The organism is Xanthomonas cissicola, from assembly GCF_008801575.1.
In the GTDB taxonomy this organism is placed as follows: Bacteria; Pseudomonadota; Gammaproteobacteria; order Xanthomonadales; family Xanthomonadaceae; genus Xanthomonas; species Xanthomonas cissicola.
Genome location: NZ_VZPL01000174.1, coordinates 1 through 2,121, shown reverse-complemented (window position 1 = coordinate 2,121; position 2,121 = coordinate 1). Strand labels below are relative to the sequence as shown.

The 2,121-nt window shown below is 60.9% G+C and carries 5 protein-coding genes; 4 read left to right on the top strand and 1 reads right to left on the bottom strand.

Annotated features, from left to right (window positions below; all coding sequences use genetic code 11):
* The first annotated feature begins 159 nt into the window (after positions 1–159).
* The 4 genes from F7R02_RS25105 (at position 160) to F7R02_RS25090 (ending at position 1,529) form a co-directional block, all read left to right on the top strand.
* Positions 160–387 carry a hypothetical protein gene (locus tag F7R02_RS25105; RefSeq protein WP_235857312.1) on the top strand — a complete coding sequence of 76 codons (228 nt, stop codon included), beginning with the start codon at positions 160–162 and terminating at the stop codon, positions 385–387.
* 76 nt (positions 388–463) lie between these two features.
* On the top strand, positions 464–850 hold the full coding sequence (locus F7R02_RS25100) for a hypothetical protein (RefSeq protein ID WP_075244572.1): 387 nt from the start codon (positions 464–466) through the stop codon (positions 848–850).
* 185 nt (positions 851–1,035) lie between these two features.
* Entirely contained in the window at positions 1,036–1,206 is a 171-nt protein-coding gene (locus F7R02_RS25095) for an antitoxin MazE family protein (RefSeq protein WP_017157755.1), read from the top strand.
* A complete protein-coding gene (locus F7R02_RS25090) occupies positions 1,203–1,529 on the top strand; it encodes a type II toxin-antitoxin system PemK/MazF family toxin (RefSeq protein WP_015462614.1) in 327 nt (108 codons plus the stop codon). Before F7R02_RS25095 ends, F7R02_RS25090 begins: the two co-directional genes overlap by 4 nt.
* A 68-nt stretch (positions 1,530–1,597) precedes the next feature.
* Here F7R02_RS25090 and F7R02_RS25085 read toward each other — a convergent pair.
* Positions 1,598–2,121: C-terminal helicase domain-containing protein (locus F7R02_RS25085; protein ID WP_167521111.1), on the bottom strand; the 524-nt coding region annotated here is incomplete at its 5' end.

Genomic DNA, 2,121 nt, shown 5'->3' with positions numbered 1-2,121 from the left:
GGCTGGCTGGCCTGCTCAACCGCGCCACGCTTGAACTCGGCAGTGAACTTCCTGCGCTTTGACATGAACACTCCTCATGGCCTTGATCGGCCTTCTTGTAAGTGTCCGTGAAAACGGGGGTGAACCCCACCGGATTCGCTCGCCAAGGTGAACAATGCCATGATGATTGCCTACCAGATGACGGCTAACGTGCAAAAGCGCATGCACGCTTTGCGCGGCAAGCTGCCGAAAGGCTACCGAGACGAGAACGGCCATTTCTGGAACGCCCGCACTTTCGAATTGCTGCGTGACACGCAAAAGGACTTCGACAAGGCCGTAAAGACCGCCAAGAAGATTTCCGGTTGGGCCTCGGTGAAAATCGACGGCACAAGCTACCCGGAACAATAGTGGACGACCTGCTTTATGGCCCAGGCGGTGACCAGCTTCTCTCGCATGCGAGAAAGCTGGCTCAGGAGAAGAACCTATGAAAGTCACAACCATCCTACTCGACACCGCCGGCGAGCTCGCCCACCGCATGGCGATCTCGATGAATGCATTGATGCTCACCGTCGCCGCCGAGGCTCGGCAGGACATGGCACGGGAGCACGGCGCGGACTGGGCAGCCGGTGCCGTGACGTTCTTCGGCACGGAGATCCTCAAAGCGTTCCAGTCGAACAAGCCGGATCGCGACCGTGAGATGGAACGCTCCATGATGAGCTTGGCCATGGCGGTATGGGTCTGCGATTCCGTCTATGGCGGCCTTGCTGCTGAGACATTTGTCGCTTCCGATCTGCGTTTCACCATTACGCACGACGGCATCGTGCGCTATGACCGGCTCCCAAAGCCCGACGATCGAGCTGACCATCAGTAGAGTCACTGGAACTGGCGCGGCTTGCGCGGTGTCGGCGGCTTCTTGGGGCACCAAGCCGGAACCACCGAAAGTCCCGCTTTTGTTGCATGTAACAAAAATCAGGCGTAAACTTGTTGCATGTAACGGTGAGGCCATGCATGGCACACGTCAATTCACGAGTTCAAAAGCACCGCGACGCCCTGCGCATGGCAGGGCTGCGTCCGGTGCAAATTTGGGTGCCGGACACACGGCGGCCTGACTTCGCCGAGGAATGCCGCCGTCAGTGTCGTCTTGCTGCACAAGCGGACATGGCGGACACCGACATGCAGCGCTTCATGGATGAGGCGCTAGCAGACATGGATGGCTGGACGGAATGATGCGGGGTGACTTTGTGACCATCGCCATGCAAGGCGACTTCGGAAAACCACGGCCCGCTCTGGTGATCCAGGCCGACCAGTTTGACGCACACACCACCGTGACGGTGCTGCCGGTGACAAGCACGCTCGTTGCTGCGCCGCTGCTGCGCATTACCGTTCATCCAAGTACCGACAATGGTTTGCAGAAGCCGTCTCAGGTGATGGTGGACAAGGCCATGACCGTGAAGCGTGACAAGGTAGGTCGAGCCTTTGGGCGCGTAGACGCTGATGCGTTGGTGGAAATTGAGCGCTGCCTGGCCGTGTTCTTGGGCATCGCTAAGTGACGAAAAACGACGGTTTGTCCAAACCGCTTAACTGAGTTGGCTGTTCCGTTGCTCCCCGGCCTCCAGCCCTAGCCAAAGCGTCCGTACTCGGACGGTTTCTTGCCGCTCGCCGGCTGCTTGCGCTGCTGTTGGAGCTGCTGACGCTGCAACGCCTGCTTGCCGTCGGCTGCGCCTTTGGGTTGCATACCGGCGGCGCGGCGCTGCAATTGGCGTTCGCGCTGGATCGCTAGGGCCGTCGTCTTGTCGAAGCGCCGCGCGATGGCGGCCGGCAGCTCCTTGACCGAGTTCGTGTAGACGCGCGCCTCGTGGCAGGCGCGGCTGATCGCCACGTAATACAGATTCATCGACGTGGTGCGGCTCTTGGTATCGAGCGCGATCAGTACGCGGTCGTTGCTCAAGCCCTGCGCGCTGTGGACGGTGGACGCGTAGGCGTGCTCGAGGTGCAGCGGCTTGTTCACCGGTAGTTCGAGCGCGCGAGCCGGCCGGCCGTCGCGCTCCTCGACCGATTCGAGCTTGACGACGCCGCCGATCACGCCGGCAACGCGCATGCGGTCGCCGTTCGTGAGGTCGCGACCGGGATCGTTGCGGTTGA

What these genes read in the sequence shown, in the direction of transcription:
- F7R02_RS25105 (WP_235857312.1), top strand. Translation starts at nt 160, where the DNA reads ATGATGATTGCCTACCAGATGACGGCTAACGTGCAAAAGCGCATGCAC.
- F7R02_RS25100 (WP_075244572.1), top strand. Translation starts at nt 464, where the DNA reads ATGAAAGTCACAACCATCCTACTCGACACCGCCGGCGAGCTCGCCCAC.
- F7R02_RS25095 (WP_017157755.1), top strand. Translation starts at nt 1,036, where the DNA reads ATGGCAGGGCTGCGTCCGGTGCAAATTTGGGTGCCGGACACACGGCGG.
- F7R02_RS25090 (WP_015462614.1), top strand. Translation starts at nt 1,203, where the DNA reads ATGATGCGGGGTGACTTTGTGACCATCGCCATGCAAGGCGACTTCGGA.